The sequence below is a fragment of the Marinobacter sp. ATCH36 genome (assembly GCF_023555055.1).
In the GTDB taxonomy this organism is placed as follows: domain Bacteria; phylum Pseudomonadota; class Gammaproteobacteria; order Pseudomonadales; family Oleiphilaceae; genus Marinobacter.
On the sequence record NZ_JAMJPL010000008.1, the window covers coordinates 130,640 to 146,236 of the forward strand.

The 15,597-nt window shown below is 56.2% G+C and carries 11 protein-coding genes; 5 read left to right on the plus strand and 6 right to left on the minus strand.

Annotated elements, in window-relative coordinates; genetic code table 11:
* Window positions 1-62: 62 nt before the first annotated feature.
* Complete coding sequence (glnE, locus tag M8010_RS18550; RefSeq protein WP_250094205.1) at window positions 63-2,969, minus strand: bifunctional [glutamate--ammonia ligase]-adenylyl-L-tyrosine phosphorylase/[glutamate--ammonia-ligase] adenylyltransferase; 2,907 nt, start codon at window positions 2,967-2,969, stop codon at window positions 63-65.
* Window positions 2,970-3,050: 81 nt separating this feature from the next.
* On the opposite strand from glnE, the gene M8010_RS18555 reads away from it, so the two are divergent.
* Complete coding sequence (locus M8010_RS18555; protein WP_250094206.1) at window positions 3,051-4,226, plus strand: potassium channel family protein; 1,176 nt, start codon at window positions 3,051-3,053, stop codon at window positions 4,224-4,226.
* A gap of 21 nt (window positions 4,227-4,247) precedes the next feature.
* Here M8010_RS18555 and M8010_RS18560 read toward each other — a convergent pair whose 3' ends face one another.
* From M8010_RS18560 to typA, 5 genes are all read right to left on the minus strand, one after another.
* Window positions 4,248-5,105: a CYTH domain-containing protein gene (locus tag M8010_RS18560; protein ID WP_250094207.1), complete on the minus strand. Its 858-nt coding sequence runs from the start codon at window positions 5,103-5,105 to the stop codon at window positions 4,248-4,250.
* A gap of 103 nt (window positions 5,106-5,208) precedes the next feature.
* Window positions 5,209-6,246, minus strand: coding sequence for a porin (locus M8010_RS18565; RefSeq protein ID WP_250094208.1), 1,038 nt, complete (start codon window positions 6,244-6,246; stop codon window positions 5,209-5,211).
* Between the two features lie 506 nt (window positions 6,247-6,752).
* On the minus strand, window positions 6,753-7,211 hold the full coding sequence (gene dtd, locus M8010_RS18570; RefSeq protein ID WP_250094209.1) for a D-aminoacyl-tRNA deacylase: 459 nt from the start codon (window positions 7,209-7,211) through the stop codon (window positions 6,753-6,755).
* A 105-nt stretch (window positions 7,212-7,316) separates the two neighbouring features.
* Window positions 7,317-8,279 carry a prolyl aminopeptidase gene (gene pip, locus M8010_RS18575; protein WP_250094210.1) on the minus strand — a complete coding sequence of 321 codons (963 nt, stop codon included), beginning with the start codon at window positions 8,277-8,279 and terminating at the stop codon, window positions 7,317-7,319.
* A gap of 96 nt (window positions 8,280-8,375) precedes the next feature.
* The gene (gene typA / locus M8010_RS18580; protein ID WP_250094211.1) at window positions 8,376-10,187 is read right to left on the minus strand and encodes a translational GTPase TypA; all 1,812 of its coding nucleotides are present in this window, start codon (window positions 10,185-10,187) and stop codon (window positions 8,376-8,378) included.
* Between the two features lie 448 nt (window positions 10,188-10,635).
* Between typA and glnA the strand changes: the two genes are divergently transcribed.
* The 4 genes from glnA to ntrC all read left to right on the plus strand — a co-directional run bounded on the left by glnA (window position 10,636) and on the right by ntrC (window position 15,595).
* Window positions 10,636-12,039, plus strand: coding sequence for a glutamate--ammonia ligase (gene glnA, locus M8010_RS18585; RefSeq protein ID WP_250094212.1), 1,404 nt, complete (start codon window positions 10,636-10,638; stop codon window positions 12,037-12,039).
* 194 nt (window positions 12,040-12,233) lie between these two features.
* Window positions 12,234-12,764 (plus strand): DUF4124 domain-containing protein, encoded by a 531-nt coding sequence (locus tag M8010_RS18590; protein WP_250094213.1) that lies wholly within the window; start codon window positions 12,234-12,236, stop codon window positions 12,762-12,764.
* Window positions 12,765-13,088: 324 nt separating this feature from the next.
* Entirely contained in the window at window positions 13,089-14,171 is a 1,083-nt protein-coding gene (glnL, locus tag M8010_RS18595) for a nitrogen regulation protein NR(II) (protein ID WP_250094214.1), read from the plus strand.
* The gene (gene ntrC, locus M8010_RS18600; protein ID WP_250094215.1) at window positions 14,168-15,595 is read left to right on the plus strand and encodes a nitrogen regulation protein NR(I); all 1,428 of its coding nucleotides are present in this window, start codon (window positions 14,168-14,170) and stop codon (window positions 15,593-15,595) included. Before glnL ends, ntrC begins: the two co-directional genes overlap by 4 nt.
* Window positions 15,596-15,597: the final 2 nt, after the last annotated feature.

A 15,597-nucleotide genomic window follows, 5' to 3' on the forward strand; every position in this document is an offset into this window, starting at 1 on the left:
GGGCATTCTAGCAGGAAAAACCGGGCTTACGAAGAGCTACGAAGGGCTAGAACGAGCCGCAGTTATCCCAGCATAACCTGATTCCACATACGTTGGATGTACTCACGCTCCTCAGTGAATGCGTCCCCCGCCACCTGACTGTTCAGGTTCTGCAACGCTCTGCGGTGAATGGTGGATCGCAGCGTGATATAGGCTTCTCGCAGCTTCTCGGTATCATCAACCGGCAAAACCCCTGCATGGCCCAACTCCTCCATCTGACGAATATTGTCGGACCACTGGGTCAGCTCGGGATGCTCAGAGCACCAGGCCAGCATCAGGTACTGCACCAAAAACTCGATATCAATGATGCCGCCGAAATCATGCTTGATGTGAAAAACCTCCGGCTCCTTGCCCTCAACCTGCGGCGTGCCCAAGCTTGTGCGCATTTTCTCGCGCATGTTGACCACGTCTTCCCGCAGCTTGTCCCGGTCCCTTTGCTGACAGAGTATGTCGCTGCGCAGTTTTTCGAAGGCCTGCAGCGTTTCGCTGCAGCCGGCCACGCCACGAGCGCGCGCCAGCGCCTGATGCTCCCAGGTCCAAGCGTCCTTACGCTGGTATTTTTCGAAAGCAGTCAGGGTACTGACCAGCAGCCCGGAGTTACCAGACGGACGCAGACGCATATCTACTTCATAAAGCTGTCCCGAAGGCGTCTGGGTATTGAGAATATGCACAATGCGCTGGCCCAGCCGGGTATAGAACACCGCGTTGTCGATGGGCTTCTCCCCGTCGGTGGACTGCTCCGGGTCCGCATCATGAATGAATACCAGATCCAGGTCCGAGGTATAACCCAGCTCGATACCCCCCAGTTTGCCATAGCCAATGATGGCAAAGTCGGTATCACAGGCGGAGCCGTCCTTGCGCCGGGGGTAACCGTGGCGGCTAACCAGATTAGCAAAGGCGACGTCAACCACGTGATCCAGCACCACTTCGGCTATCCAGGTCAGGTAGTCGCTGACTTTCATCAGCGGCAGGGTTTCCCGAATTTCCGAGGCGGCCACCCGCAGAATATGGGCCTTCTTGAAGTGCCGCAGGGTTTCCATCTGCTCTTCAAGATCCTCGAAAGGAATCCGCAGCATCTGCTGGCGAAGGTCATCCTGAAGTTCGGTTTTTGCCGGCGGGCTATACAGGCTTTCTGCGTTCAGCAGCTCATCCAGCAGTAACGGGGTTTCCGCCAGCTGGCTGGCAATCCATGGGCTTTCGCTGCACAGCCGAACCAGTTGGGTGCGTGCCCCCGGATTTTCCAGCAGAAGCACCATGTAGGCGGTTCTGCGCAGGATGGCTTCCACCAGTTGCAGAACCCGGGACAGGGTCTGGGACGGGCTGTCCACGTGAGTAAGCGCTTCCAGCAGCACCGGCATGAACTTGTTGAGCCTGTGCCGGCCCTGGGTCTGCAGCGTTTGCAGGGTGCGGGTTTCGCGCAGGTCACGGAGGGCGGAGCAGCTGCCTTCCGGGTCTTCAAAATTATGTTCACGGAGCCACGCGGTTGCGGCCTCATCATCCATTTCACCCAGCCAGAGCTCCTGCCAGCCTTCGTCGATCTCCGCGGCTTCCTGCTCTTCATCGTCGATGGCGATGATGTCCGCAAAGTGGGTTGCCACCCTCTCACGATGCTCGTCCAGCTCGGCAACGCAAGACGCCCAATCGTCGAAGCCCATAATCAACGCAACACGGGCACGGGACAGGTCGTCGTCCGGCAGCAGCTGGGTCTGTTTATCTTCCATGCCCTGGAGCGCGTGTTCCAGGTTGCGGAGGAAAATGTAGGCAGCCTTCAGCTCTTTCACAACCCTTGACGGTAGCAGTTCCAGTTCTTCCAGCTCTTTCAGGATCACCAGCAGCTCCCGTTGCTGCAGCTCCCGGTCACGTCCGCCCCGGATCAGCTGGAAGGCCTGAACCACGAACTCGATCTCACGGATACCGCCATTTCCCAGCTTGATATTGTTTTCCAGGCCCTTGCGGCGCACTTCCCGGCTGATCATCGATTTCATGCTGCGCAGGGACTCGAACGCGCTGAAATCGATGTACTTGCGGTAGACAAAGGGCTTGAGACTGTCCATCAGCACCTGCCCTGCCTGCTGGTCGCCCGCAACGACCCGGGCCTTGACCATGGCATAGCGCTCCCAGTCCCGGCCCTGGTCCTGGTAGTAGGTTTCAAGCGCGGCAAAGCTCAGGGCCAGCGCCCCGCTTTGCCCGTAGGGCCGCAGGCGCATGTCCACGCGGAACACAAAGCCATCCGCGGTAATCTGGTCCAGTGCCTGAATAAGCCGTTGCCCCAGGCGGATGAAAAACTGCTGGTTATCGATGGAACGGCGGCCACCGCGGGTTTCACCTTTGCCAGGAAACGCAAAGATCAGATCGATATCAGAGGATACGTTGAGCTCGTGACCACCCAGCTTGCCCATACCCAACACAATCAGTGGCTGTGGCCCCTCCTCTCCGGTCGCCGGATTTATGCCCCACGGAGTGCCGGACTGCTCGCAGGTGTCGTCGTACAGCCAGTCCAGGGCACCCTGAATGCAGATGTCGGCAAAGTCGCTGGTGGCGGCGATAGTTTCGGCCATGTCTGACCAGCGCATCAGGTCCCGCCAGATAATCCGGAACTGGATCTCCATCCTGAAGCGTCTCAGCTTGGCGTGGAGGCTGCTTTCATCCAGCACCTCCGCGAGGAATTCCTGCCAGCGCTGGCGCAGATAATCGGCGGTGGTAGGTTCGGTCAGTGGTCGCGACTCACACAGGTATTTCACCTGCTCCGGATGACGCTCCAGGGTTTGCCGCAAAAACAGGCTGCGCGCCAAGGCCTGGGCCAGATCCTCATCGGACACACCACCAGGGGCGCGCAGGAATCCCGGCACACCGTCTGGAAATACCGAGTGCCAGACAGCCGAAACATCATCCGCCAATAACTCCGGTAGTGAGCGCCATGGCTCGGACATAATGCAAACCCCTGTGTCTCTGTTATATTTCCCGTACTGTATAACGAACTCTTCCCCGACTGAACCATTGTAAGGACACCGATGCTGAGGAATCGCCGGCCGCTGAATCCGGAGCACCAACTCTCCCATCTGCCCATGTCCGGGATAATCCGGTCTCGCATCAAGCGGCTGTTTACGATTCTGGCAACACTGCTGGTTACCCAGGTGCTTATTATCTGGGCAGCGGAAGATCTCACACTGTTCGAGTCTGCCTGGATGACCATGACCACCCTGGTGACGGTCGGTTATGGTGATTTTGCCCCGCAAACCGCGATAGGCAGAATCAGCACGATTCTCATGATGTTCATTGGGTCGATCACCCTGTTGACGCTGATTGTCAGTGATTACATCGAATACCGGTTTTACCGCCGGGAACGCATTTTGACCGGACGCTGGATATACGCCATGAAAGACCACATTGTTATCATCAACACCCCTAAGACGGGTGGCGAGCAATACTTCGCACGCTTTGCCTCCCAGATGCGCTCAGTGCCGGGCTATGAAACCGTTCCCATCATGATATTAACGCGGCACTTTCCCACCGGCCTGCCTCCGGAACTGGTGGACAGCGGACTGGTGCACTTCCACGGTTCCGGCAGCGACCCGGCCGCGCTCGCAGCGGTCCATGCCGGCAGCGCCCGGCACATCATCATACTGGCGGCCGACGAGGCTGACCCTTCTTCCGACAGTCTGACTTTCGATATTGCGCACCGGTTGAGCGAGTCCAACCTGGGGCAGAAAGTTACGGCGGAATGCGTTCGTGATGAGAACCGGGAGCGCTTTACGACCATGGGAGTGCGCACCGTCATAAGACCGGTCCGGACCTATCCTGAAATCATGGTGCGTTCAGTGGTAGCCCCAGGCTCGGAGAAAGTGCTGGAGGACCTGTTCAACTACCAGAACGATCACCCCCACCGCTACGAGATAGATCTGGATGACCTCACCTGGGCAGACATCGTCAGCGCGCTTATTCGCCATGGCATCGGCACGGCACTGGCCTATATCGACGAAAACAACGAAGTGGTCTGCCACCCTGATACAAACGAGGAAGTTGAGGGCAAGGGACTGATCGTGCTGGTCAAGTCCAGCGAAACGCCCGACGTTAGCGTGGTGGAAGATGCCCTGGCCCGCTACCGTGAATTCATCAAGAAATGGCACGAACTGCAGGACCAGGCGGCAGAGGAGGAGGCCATAGCTGACAAGGCCGCAGACCAGTAATTGGGCGAAGCTTTCAGGACCCTACCCGGCAGCAATCGCCAGCTGAAGCTGCCCGAGCTCCTTGCCAGACATCAGGTCGCTGACCGGTGCACCATCAGTCAGGGAGCGGAGCACTTGCTGATACAGTGTTTCAACGCCACGCTGGCTCACCAGATGGCCAATCACACCAAGTTCATCTTCGTCGACAGACATTGGCTGGCCGGTGAGCCAGGACGCGCTTAACAGAAACAGGAAATCGTTCACTGTCAGTTCCGACTTTCCCCCCACATCAGATACTGGCCGGTAAAGACCCGCGAGGTAGTATCCCTGCTCTGCTTTACTGATCAGGTTAAGGCACACCGGCACTTCATCGGCCATCCTTCGCGCCCATGTGAGCAACGCCGACGCATCCCCGGCCTTGAGCTCGAATTCAACCTCATTGAGCGGGCGTGACTGGCCTCCGGCCACAATCTCGCCGGAGTCAATGGCCACCTCAATCAGGCTCTCCCCCTGCTCAATCACGACCACCCGACGTTCAAAATTGGTCTCGAATACCGGTTGCAGGTTCGCGAGGTTCACGCTTTGACCCACCGGTGTATCCGCAATCAGCCCCATTTTGAGCTTGGTGCCGATCAGCGGCCATTCCCATTCCTGTCTGCGATGGGCGCCATCCACGAACTCGCCCCGGGTTTTCAGGGTCTGGATGTACTTGTCGCCCATTTTGCGGATTCGCAGGGCTATTTTCTGCCTGTTGAGATCGCCTGCAGGTGTGTCGTAATAGGTATTGCCCAGCTGCAGCGTGTCTGACTCATAGGTATTCGGTTGGCTCAACAGCCATGCCACAGCCCCGTCGAGATCCGGCTTCGCCACACTGAGCTTGATTTCCAGTTCCTGGGCCATCGCCCCTCCTGACATTAGGAATTTGATATCAGCATACATAAAAAAACCGGAAGCCCGAAGGCTACCGGTTTTTCGACTACTTGTTGACTAGCTGGATAGCTGATCAGAAGTAGTAAACAGCACCAACAGAGGCGATGGAACGCTCGTCAGTTGTTGCAGTGCCGCCCAGAGAGTCAGTGTACTCATACACTTCATCACCGCCGCCCAGGTAGCCTTCAAAGTAGACATACATGTTGTCAGACAGGTTGTGCAGAGCCTGCAGGGTAATGGTGTCGGAATCAACCTCACCCATGCTGGACTGTTCGTCGAACTGGGTCAGCTCGTAAGACAGAGCAAACTGGTTGGCACCCATGGTGTAATAGCCGATCACACCGAAAGTATCTGAAGCGTCCTTGCGGGTGTGGAATTCACCCGTTACGCGGAGAGCATCGGCATCGAAGCTCGCGCGCAGGCCGTAGGTATTTTCATTGCTGGGGGACCCACCGTCGTTAGAATCTACTGCAGCGGCAAGCTCAAGTGAACCTGTTTCAAATACAGCGGCCAACTGATAAGGATAGGACTTGTCGCCGCCTTTATCACTCGATGGTGAATCGTCACCGTCACCATTGACCTGAACGGCGGCCCACAAGCTCAAACCGCCGAAAGATGGAGACATGTACTGGATCAGGTCACCTTCACCAGTGGTGTAGTCAACGCCCTGGCTCAATGCAGCAACCTCATAATACTCAGAGATCTCAGTAACGGCACGCTCGTAAGTCGAGTCGTCAGAGCCTACCCATACCTGACCGAAGCTATCACCTTTTACACCGATGTAGGCTTCGTCAAGGTCTTCCAAACCAGACTCACGATCTTTGTCATCTGCAGCAAGACCTTCAAGCTCAATCTTCAAAAAACCAGTGATGCCCGGAGCAAGTTCGTGATCGTGCTTAACACCGATGGTAGACCCGTTGTCAGCGTGCTCGACGCTTGAAGGACCACCGTCAAAATTATCATGTACTAGAACGTATTGAATGTTACCGTAAACAGTAGGCATGGAATCCATACGTGCCGCCAGCTCGGAAGCTGAAGCGGTAGATTGTGCCAGCGCGCTGCCGGAGAAAGTTGCGACTGCAATAGCAGATGCGATGAGCGTTTTTTTCATGTTACGTCTTCCTTTATTGAGTTAACTCAGGTTTTAGCGTCGGGTTCAATTCCCGCTCTTCAGACTTCACCAGTCGGGCTGGTTGAGCCCTATTCTGTTTATTTACCGTGTCATTTTTATGACAAAGCAATAACAATTCGTTTTTTTTGTTGATTACCAAGACCATGCTGGGTCTTTTTGTGTCAATCACTTACAGCTTTTTCTTAAAGCTTCGCGTGATGAATCTGTTTTAATACAACCAGCTTTTTTTTGCAAACATTTAATTTGCGCTGTTTTATTTCGACGAAGCTTAACAGTGTGAGAGTTTGTGCCCACCACCGCTACTTACGTCTAAGCCAGCTACTGTTCAAATCCGGTGCCACTATCAATTAGATCTTTAATTTTCAACAGGTTACACTTAAAATCTTTCATCAAACCAACAACCTGCGCCATCACATCGGAGCCATGCTGCACCAGCAAAGGCCAGCGGTTCGACACTTGCGCCAAATCAGTGCATATACTTACGCTCACTCTGGCTTGCCCTCAACCTCAAGCAGGAAAGTAACAGGCCCGTCGTTCTCAAGGGCTACTTTCATATCCGCACCAAACTGTCCACGGCCAACAGCCGCAATTCCCAAAAGCTGCTCCGATACAGCCAGGAACTCCAGGAACAGTGTTTCAGCCTGATCCGGCGGTGCGGCAACAGAAAAACCGGGGCGGGTGCCCGATCGGGTATCGGCAGCAAGGGTAAATTGAGGTACGACAAGGAGGGAGCCACCTGCATCAAGCAGGCTGCGATTCATCCGTCCCTGGTCATCGGGAAACACCCGGTAATTGATCACTTTCCGGCAGAGTTTTGCCGCGATTTCCGCGCTATCCGTCTTTTCAACCCCAAGCAAAATCAGAAGGCCAATGTTGATGGCGGAAATAGTCTGTTTATCGACGGTAACGCTGGCGTGAGTAACTCGCTGTATCAGCCCTTTCATTGAGTTCCCTGCAGAAGGACTTAAAAAACCGCAGTGAGTTTATCCACGCGAACGCGTCGCCGCAACCCCTCTCGAGGGGTATTTCCCGGCTGTGTGGAAAGGAGCTTATTCTGCGTCGCCATCAAGCTTTGCGGCAACCTCATCAATGCCCCGCATCAGCGCATCGACAATCGCCGGCTCTGAGGCGGAATGGCCGGCGTCCCGAATGATTCTCAGGTCAGCCTCGGGCCACGCCTTGCTCAGGGCAAGAGCATTATCCAGAGGGCAAACCATGTCGTAACGACCATGCACAATAATGCCGGGGATATCTTTCAGCGAACCCGCGTCACGGACAATCTGGTCGTCCTCGAGAAAGGCGTTGTTCATAAAATAATGGCACTCAATCCGCGCCAGAGCGATGGCTACGTGAGGGTGGCCGAAATGCTCTACCACCCTGGGGTTCGGGTGCAAGGTGGCACAACGCCCTTCCCAGATGGACCAGGCCTTCGCCGCCTGAATCTGCTCAAGCTCGTTCGTGCTGGTGAGGCGTCGATAGTAGGCGGATACCAGGTCCTCCCGCTCATTCTCTGGAATGGGTGCGAGAAAATCCTGCCAGTAGTCGGGGAACACACGGCTGGCCCCCTCCTGGTAAAACCAGTGAATATCCCTGGGACGGCAAAGGAAGATGCCCCTCAGCACCAGCCCAAGTACCCTGTCCGGATGAGCCTGCGCATAAACCAGGCTGAGAGTGGAACCCCAGCTGCCCCCGAAAAGTATCCACTGGTCAATGCCAAGAAACGAGCGAACCGTTTCCATGTCCTCAACCAGCTTCTGCGTGGTGTTGCCCTCGAATTCCGCCAGCGGACTTGAACGGCCGGCACCACGCTGGTCCATCAGAATGATCCGATACCGCTCGGAATCAAAAAATCGACGATAATAATCTTCGCACCCGCCTCCCGGGCCACCATGAACAACAAGCACCGGGATACCTTCCGGATTGCCGCTTTCTTCCACGTAAAGCTCGTGGGGAGGATCCACTGCAAGACGATGCCGGGCATTGGGCTTGATGTCGGGGTACAGGGTGAGCATAAAACGCTCCGGAAAAAGGATGTAACCGGAGTTTAGCTGAAGTGAACGAAAAAGGGGCAGATGTGCTCTGCCCCTTTTCCTGTTGCCGCGCTGAAATTACTTCTTGTGGGCGCGCTTGCGCTCGTTTTCAGTGAGGTATTTCTTGCGCAGGCGGATCGACTTGGGAGTCACCTCTACCAATTCATCTTCATCGATGAATTCCAGCGCCTGCTCAAGGGTAAACTTGATCGGCGGCACCAGTGCAATGACTTCATCCTTGCCGGAAGCACGCATGTTGTCGAGCTTCTTGCCTTTCGTCGGATTAATCACCAGATCATTTTCGCGGCTGTGAATACCGCAAAGCTGGCCCTCGTAGACTTCCTGCCCTGGATCCAGGAACAGCTTGCCCCGGCTTTGCAGCGTTTCCAGCGAGTAGGTCAGCGCCGCGCCGGTTGCCATCGACACCAGTACACCGTTCTGGCGGGCGGTCATGTCGCCGCTCTTGATCGGGCCGTAATGGCTGAAGGTAGATGTAAGAATACCGGAGCCGGACGTCATGGTCAGGAAGGCGTTGCGGAAACCGATCAGGCCCCGCGCCGGGATGGTGTACTCAAGGCGCATGCGGCCCTTGCCATCAGGAACCATATTGGTCAGCTCACCCTTGCGCAGGCCCATCTGGTCCATCAAAGCGCCCTGGTGTTGCTCCTCGATGTCGATGATCACGTTTTCATACGGCTCCTGTTTTACGCCGTCGACTTCCTTGATCACCACTTCCGGGCGGCCAACTGCCAGCTCGAAATTTTCACGACGCATGTTCTCGATCAGTACCGACAGGTGAAGCTCACCACGGCCGGAGACCTTGAACTTGTCCGCAGACTCACCTTCTTCAACACGCAGGGCAACGTTGTGAAGCAGCTCTTTTTCCAGACGCTCTTTGATATTCCGGCTGGTGACAAACTTGCCTTCCTTGCCACAGAACGGCGAGTCGTTGACCTGGAATGTCATGGATACGGTCGGCTCATCCACTGTCAGCGGTGGCAACGCTTCCACATTGGCCTGATCACAGAGGGTGTCGGAAATGAACAACTCATCCATACCGCTCACACAAATGATATCACCCGCATGAGCTTGGTCGACTTCGACACGCTGCAGACCGGAGTGCCCCATGATCTTGAGGATACGGCCCTGACGCTTCTTGCCATCGGCACCAATCGCCGTTACCGGGGAGTTGGTCTTGATCTTGCCGCGCCTGATGCGGCCAATGCCGATGACACCCAGGAAACTGTTGTAGTCCAACTGGGAGATCTGCATCTGGAACGGGCCATCGCGATCAACGTTCGGTGCAGGCACGTGATCCACGATAGCCTGGAACACAGCATCCATGTTGTCATCAAGATTTTCATGATCCATGCCGGCAATGCCGTTCAGGGCACTGGCAAACACAATCGGAAAGTCCAGTTGCTCATCGGTAGCACCGAGGTTATCAAACAGATCGAAAACCTGGTCCACTACCCAATCGGGGCGGGCACCGGGGCGGTCAATCTTGTTGACCACGACAATCGGATGCAGGCCGGCATCAAATGCTTTCTGGGTGACGAAGCGGGTTTGCGGCATGGGGCCGTCGATGGAGTCAACCACCAGCAGCACACAGTCAACCATGCTCATTACCCGCTCAACCTCGCCACCGAAGTCGGCGTGGCCAGGGGTGTCAACAATGTTGATGTCGTAGTCGTGCCATTTCAGCGCAGTGTTTTTGGCCAGGATAGTAATACCCCGTTCCTTTTCCTGGTCATTGGAATCCATGACACGCTCACTTTCGAGCTCTTTACGGTCCAACGTGCCAGACTGGCGCAACAGCTGGTCCACCAGTGTGGTTTTGCCATGGTCGACGTGGGCGATAATGGCGATATTACGAAGTTTATCAATCACAACTATAATCCTGCAGAATGCACTGAAATGACCTGGCGTTTTTTGCCGGGCGAAAATAAAGTGGCGCGAAGTATATAGCAAAGTCCCCTTCGTTTATATGAAGAAAAACGCCTACTGGGCCTCTTGCTTGAGCGCACCAAAATAATGCGATTCCTGAGTGCGCGCACCTTTTTAATGCACCACAACAGGGCGAAACAGGCAGCACTGAGAACCTGTTCGCTCCAAAACAGCCCGAAAACCGCCTTGTTGCGCACTTGTGGAGCATAAAGGTAAAACTGGCAAGGCTATTGCTTTACTCTTGTCAGCCGAATTTGCAGGTAAGTGGCAACAGCTTTTGATAAGCTGCCCAACCTGAAAGAAAGATCGGGAGTCAGCTACCGCTGAACGATCCGGCAAAAACGTACACAGAAATCGCCCGCCGAGCGGGATAACTGACGGAGCTTGCACAATGTCCAAGACGATTGATCTGATCAAAGAACACGAAGTCAAATGGGTCGACATGCGATTCACTGACAGCCGTGGTAAAGAGCAGCACGTAACTCTGCCCGCTACCGAGGTTGATGAGGATTTCTTCGCCGACGGCAAAATGTTCGACGGCTCCTCCATCTCTGGCTGGAAGGGCATCAACGAGTCCGACATGATTCTGATGCCGGTCGACGAAACCTCCGTTCTGGACCCGTTCACCGAAGAAACCACCGTTAACATCACCTGTGACATCGTGGAACCCTCCACCATGCAGGGCTACGAGCGGGACCCGCGTTCAGTTGCCAAGCGTGCTGAAGAATACCTGAAGTCCACTGGCATTGCCGACGGCGCACTGTTCGGCCCGGAGCCGGAATTCTTCGTATTCGACTCGGCCAGATGGAAAGTCGATATGCAGGGTGCAATGTACGAACTGCATTCCGAGGAAGCAGCCTGGGTATCCGGTGACGAATTCGATCGCAACAACATCGGTCACCGTCCGGGCGTGAAAGGTGGCTACTTCCCGGTACCGCCGGTAGACAGCCTGCATGACCTGCGTGGCGCCATGTGTGCGGCCATGGAGTCCATGGGCCTGGAAATCGAAGTACACCACCACGAAGTCGGCACCGCTGGCCAGTGTGAGATTGGTGTTGGCGCCAATACCCTGACCAAGAAGGCTGACGAAGTTCAGATCCTCAAGTACTGTGTACACAACGTGGCACACGCCTACGGCAAGACAGCCACGTTCATGCCCAAGCCGGTTGTTGGTGACAACGGCTCCGGTATGCACGTACACATGTCTCTGAACAAAGACGGCAAGAACCTGTTTGCGGGCGACGGCTATGCCGGCCTAAGCGAAATGGCCATCTACTATATTGGCGGTGTAATCAAGCATGCCAAGTCCATCAACGCTTTCACCAACGCGTCTACCAACAGCTACAAGCGCCTGGTTCCGGGTTTTGAAGCACCGGTTATGCTGGCCTACTCCGCCCGCAACCGTTCCGCCTCCATCCGTATCCCGTACGTCAACAGCCCGAAAGGCCGTCGGATCGAAGTCCGCTTCCCCGACGCCTCAGCCAACCCGTACCTGGCTTTCGCAGCACTGATGATGGCCGGCCTCGACGGCATTCAGAACAAGATCCACCCGGGCGATGCCATGGACAAGGATCTGTACGACCTGCCAAAAGAAGAAGCCCTGGACATCCCGACCGTAGCCGAGACCTTCCAGGAAGCTCTGGACTGCCTCGAAGCGGATCACGAGTTCCTGACCCGTGGCGGCGTATTCACCGAAGACATGATCGGTGGCTACATTGACCTGAAGCGCGGCGAAGTTGAGCAGCTCAACATGACCACCCACCCGATCGAGTTCCAGCTGTACTACTCTTGCTAATCTAAGCACGTCCTGCCAAGGCGCCCTATGGCGCCAGCAGTCAGAGAAGCCTCGCCCCGTGCGGGGCTTTTTTTGTGCCGGATATCACAGAGCCGTCCACCCTTAACGTAATGTAACCAAGCACGGCAGGAATGGCGTTGAAATACACAGGTCTGACGCTGATAATCGGATAAAACAACAGACAGGTTGTATCTATGAAACCACGGCTCGCATACGTTGCAGGCATTCTCGCTTTCGTCGCCTTTCCGCTTTCCGCAGAGGTGTATCGCCAGGTTGATGCTCAGGGCAATGTCACTTACACCGATGAACCCGCAGAAGGCACTGAAGCCGAAGAGATCAGGGTCAAGCCGGTAACCACTGTTACCCTGCCTAAACTCGAGGCTGTCCGGGAGCCGGAGAGGCTGAGGGAAAAGGTGGAACAGGAAGGCGCCGCCTACGATAGCGTGACATTCGTGGCACCGGGCAATAATGAGGCCTTTCACAGTGGTAGTGGCAACGTGGAATTTCAGGTTACCAGCTCCCCTTCACTGAGGAATAACCATAAATACGAGGTTACCCTGGATGGTCAGCCCGTGGGCCAGAGTCAATCCGGATCCGTTATGGTGCGAAACGTCTACCGGGGAACCCATGATGCCGGCGTCAGCATCGTTGACAGCAGTGGTGTCACCATCAAGAGTGGAGAAACCATTACTTTCACCATCCACCGCCCCAGCGTTAACAATTAACCCGCTTTTCAGCGCCTCCTCTGCCCGGACAGGGCACCTGAATGTCAGAACCGTATCACTCCGATGCGGTTATACCGCGCACCGTTACGCACTATTTTAGTGCGCTCGCACCACAAAGCAGCCATACTCTGACCATTCGCGGGGCGCAGCAACAGCATTCCGCCCTGCACAATAATGCTTATGCACTACACAACGGCGCGTTAAGCGGCCATTAAACCGCAATGCCCGCAAAATGCGCATTCTCAATGCACAATCGTTCAATGTGGTTCGCTTTTTGCAAAAACCCGTGAGTACTCAGCGTGGCCCACCAAAAGGGATGGAAGCATGGCAATACCGGCCGGATACAAAAACATACTGGACAGCCTTACCACTGCGGTAATCGTGCTGAGGGACAGCTTGCATATCCAGTATCTGAATCCCGCCGCCGAGAGCCTGTTTGAAACCAGCATTACCCGAAGCCAGGGTGCTCCCATCAAGGATATTCTGATTGACTCGGAAGATGCGCTGAAAACACTGTATGCCGCGGCCGAAAACGGCCAGTCGTACACCCGTCGCGAAGCGGAGTTCGTGCTCACCAGTGGCCTGCGACTCACCGTCGACTACTCGGTATCGCCTATCAGCCTGGACCCGGCAGAGCTGCTGATTGAGATCCAGCCACGGGATCGACTTTTACGCATCAGCCGGGAAGAGGACATCATATCCCAGCAGGAAACCACCCGAATTCTGGTACGAGGCATGGCCCACGAGATCAAGAACCCGCTCGGGGGCATTCGGGGGGCAGCCCAATTACTCGACCGGGAGCTGAACAGCGAGGACCAGAAGGAATACACCCAGGTCATCATCGCCGAGGCAGATCGCCTCAGATCCCTGGTGGACAGGATGCTCGGCCCCAACAAGGCCCCGAAACTGGCACCCACGAACATTCATGAAGTACTTGAGCGCGTTAAAACACTGCTCGAGGCGGAAAGCCGCGGACGGATCAGCTTCCAGCGCGATTACGACCCCAGTCTTCCGGAGTTCCAGGGCGATAAAGAACAGTTAATCCAGGCCTTTCTCAACATTGCGCGGAACGCCATGGAAGCCGCCTTTGAGAACCAGGCCGACATGGCTGGCGACGAACAGCCAACCATCACTTTTCGCACCCGCGCACTGAGACAGTTCACCATCGGCCATAAACGCCATCGTCTGGTTTGCCGCGTGGATGTAATCGACAACGGGCCTGGCATACCACCGGACCTGCTGCAAAACGTTTTCTACCCGATGATCAGTGGACGAGCCAGCGGCACCGGCCTTGGCCTGTCCATCACCCAGAGCATCATCGGGCAACATCACGGGCTGGTTGAGTGCGAAAGCGAGCCCGGCAAAACCGACTTCATCATCTTCCTGCCCCTGGAGGACAATCAATGAGCCAACCGGCAAACGTCTGGATCATAGACGACGACCGCAGTATACGCTGGGTGCTGGAGCGCGCCCTGAACCAGGCCGGTATGCAGCCCCGGGTGTTTGAGAGCGGCGAAAGCATCATGATGCGGCTGGAACACGAACAGCCCGACGCCATCATCAGCGATATCCGCATGCCCGGCGTGGACGGCATTACCCTGCTTTCCCAGATTGTCGAGGTGCATCCGGATCTGCCAGTAATCATCATGACCGCCCATTCCGACCTGGAAAGTGCGGTAACAAGCTACCAGACCGGTGCCTTCGAATACCTGCCCAAACCCTTTGATGTGGACGACGCCGTCGCCCTGGTAAAACGGGCCGTGGCGCACAGCCATGAGCGCCGCGCCACATCGGAACCCCAGGCGGAAAGCTCGCAACGCAACACTGAAATCATTGGTGAAGCACCGGCGATGCAGGAAGTGTTCAGGGCCATTGGCCGGCTGTCTCACTCCAACATCACTGTACTGATTAACGGCGAGAGCGGTACCGGCAAGGAACTGGTGGCCCAGGCCCTGCACAACCACAGCCCCCGGGCCAGCCGTCCATTTATTGCACTGAATATGGCCGCCATCCCCAAAGACCTGATTGAGTCCGAGCTGTTCGGCCACGAAAAAGGCGCCTTCACCGGCGCCGCCGCTGCCAGGCAGGGTCGCTTCGAACAATCCAACGGCGGTACCCTGTTCCTGGATGAAATCGGCGACATGCCCGCCGACACCCAGACACGCCTGCTGCGGGTACTGGCGGATGGCGAGTTCTACCGGGTGGGCGGCACCACCCCCATCAAGGTGGACGTACGCATCATTGCCGCCACACACCAGGACCTGGAAAAGCTCGTCCAGGCCGGCACCTTCCGGGAAGACCTGTTCCACCGTTTGAACGTTATCCGCGTCCACCTGCCCAAACTGGCGGAACGCCGGGAAGACATTCCACGGCTGATGGAGCACTTCCTCAAACGCGCTGCCAGAGAACTGGCTGTTGAAACCAAGCTGCTGCGCCCGGAAGCTGAAGAGTACCTCACCACCCTGCCCTGGCCCGGCAACGTCCGCCAGCTGGAGAACACCTGCCGCTGGCTGACGGTGATGGCCAGTGGCCGCGAAGTACACATCGACGACCTGCCGCCAGAGCTCATGCAACAGGCAGAAGCCCCGACTACTGGCCAGACCTGGCAGGAGGGCCTACGCAACTGGGCGGAGCAGGAGCTCAAACGGGGCCGCAAGGGCATTCTTGACACGGCCGTGCCAGAATTCGAGCGGATCATGATTGAAACCGCCCTGAAGCATACTGGCGGGCGCCGGAGGGACGCCTCAATACTGCTTGGTTGGGGCAGGAATACGCTGACGCGGAAGATTAATGAATTGGGGATGGATCATCCGGAGGGGGAGGACGATTGACG

Excerpts from the sequence above, each read along its gene's own strand:
- glnE (WP_250094205.1), bottom strand. The coding sequence starts at position 2,969 with ATGTCCGAGCCATGGCGCTCACTACCGGAGTTATTGGCGGATGATGTT.
- M8010_RS18555 (WP_250094206.1), top strand. The coding sequence starts at position 3,051 with ATGCTGAGGAATCGCCGGCCGCTGAATCCGGAGCACCAACTCTCCCAT.
- M8010_RS18560 (WP_250094207.1), bottom strand. The coding sequence starts at position 5,105 with ATGGCCCAGGAACTGGAAATCAAGCTCAGTGTGGCGAAGCCGGATCTC.
- M8010_RS18565 (WP_250094208.1), bottom strand. The coding sequence starts at position 6,246 with ATGAAAAAAACGCTCATCGCATCTGCTATTGCAGTCGCAACTTTCTCC.
- dtd (WP_250094209.1), bottom strand. The coding sequence starts at position 7,211 with ATGAAAGGGCTGATACAGCGAGTTACTCACGCCAGCGTTACCGTCGAT.
- pip (WP_250094210.1), bottom strand. The coding sequence starts at position 8,279 with ATGCTCACCCTGTACCCCGACATCAAGCCCAATGCCCGGCATCGTCTT.
- glnA (WP_250094212.1), top strand. The coding sequence starts at position 10,636 with ATGTCCAAGACGATTGATCTGATCAAAGAACACGAAGTCAAATGGGTC.
- M8010_RS18590 (WP_250094213.1), top strand. The coding sequence starts at position 12,234 with ATGAAACCACGGCTCGCATACGTTGCAGGCATTCTCGCTTTCGTCGCC.
- glnL (WP_250094214.1), top strand. The coding sequence starts at position 13,089 with ATGGCAATACCGGCCGGATACAAAAACATACTGGACAGCCTTACCACT.
- ntrC (WP_250094215.1), top strand. The coding sequence starts at position 14,168 with ATGAGCCAACCGGCAAACGTCTGGATCATAGACGACGACCGCAGTATA.